Below are 1,376 nucleotides of genomic sequence, written 5' to 3'. Positions count from 1 at the left end.
GGGGCCTGACCCCGGTTCTTGGACACGCTGAATCCAGCATCTGGTGCTGGGGAAGCGAGATGATCCGAGAATCATGGCCAGGAAGAACTACTCCGAGGAGTTCCGTCGTCAGGCCGTCGACTTGTACGAGTCCACGCCGGGGGCCACGGTCCGCGGCATCGCTGAGGACCTGGGCATCGTGCGGGGCACGCTGCGTGGCTGGCTCGAGGCGTACGGGACGGGCAAGAAGACCGCCGCGGACGGGACGCTGACCGCCAGCCCGTTGCGGTCCAAGACCGCGCCACTACAGCCGGGGAAGGAGGAGACGCTCGAGCAGCGCCTCGCTCGACTCGAGGTCGAGAACGCGGCGCTGCGCGCAGAGACCACCAAGCTCACGACCGAGCGAGAGATCCTGCAGAAGGCCGCGAAGTATTTCGCCGGGGAGACGCGCTGGTGAGTCGCTTCCAGTTCGTCGCCGACAACTCCGCCACCTCCCGCCCCGGCTGGACGGTGAAGCGACTGTGCGAGCTGCTCGACATCGAGCGCTCATCGTTCTATGCCTGGAAGGCGGGCGCCGCTACCCGGGCCGCGAAGGCAGCCGCTGACTCGGCGTTGGCCGAGAAGATCCGGGAGATCCACTCAGTCGACAACACCCAGGGTGCGCCGCGGATCACCGCCGAGCTCAACGACGGTGTCCCTGCCGGCCAGCGGGTCAACCACAAGAAGATCGCGCGGGTGATGAAGGCCTTCGGGATCCGGGGCTACGCCAAGAAGCGGAAGGTCCGAACCACGATCCCCGAACCGTCAGGACAGAAGTACCCCGATCTCCTCGGCCGGGACTTCACTGCCCCGGCTCCTGGGCTGCGCTACGTCGGCGACATCACCTACCTACCCATCGCGGACGGCACGAACCTGTACCTCGCGACGGTGATCGACTGCTACTCACGCCGGCTCGTCGGCTGGGCGGTCGCTGACCACATGCGCACCGAACTCGTCGAGGACGCGCTCAAGGCCGCTGCCGCGACCCGGGGCAGCCTCAAGGGCGCGATCTTCCACAGCGACCACGGGTCGGTCTACTGCTCGAAGGCCTACGCCAAGCTCTGTAGGAAGCTCGGTGTCACCCAGTCGATGGGCGCCGTCGGCACCTCCGCCGACAACGCGCTCGCCGAGTCATTCAACGCCACCATGAAGCGCGAGGTCCTCCAAGACTCCGCCTGCTGGTCCAACGAGCTGGCCTGCCGCCGGCAGGTCTTCAAGTGGCTCGTCCGCTACAACACTCGTCGTCGCCACTCCTGGTGCGGCTACCTGTCACCGACCACCTACGAGGCCCGCCGGGCCGCTACGCTGCCAACCGCTGCGTAATCAACCCCCGTGTCCAAGATCCGGGGGTAGGGCCC

General features: G+C 67.2%; 1 protein-coding gene. It reads left to right on the top strand.

The window, feature by feature from the left end:
• Window positions 1–73: 73 nt before the first annotated feature.
• A protein-coding gene (locus ISG29_RS20400; protein WP_194505289.1) for an IS3 family transposase occupies window positions 74–1,341 on the top strand; the annotation gives its coding sequence in 2 pieces (ribosomal slippage) (window positions 74–416 and window positions 416–1,341; 1,269 coding nt in all).
• Window positions 1,342–1,376 lie beyond the last annotated feature (35 nt).

Source organism: Nocardioides acrostichi (assembly GCF_015319165.1).
In the GTDB taxonomy this organism is placed as follows: Bacteria; Actinomycetota; Actinomycetes; order Propionibacteriales; family Nocardioidaceae; genus Nocardioides; species Nocardioides acrostichi.
Note: the sequence above shows the minus strand (reverse complement) of the source record. Positions and strands in the feature narration are given on the sequence as shown.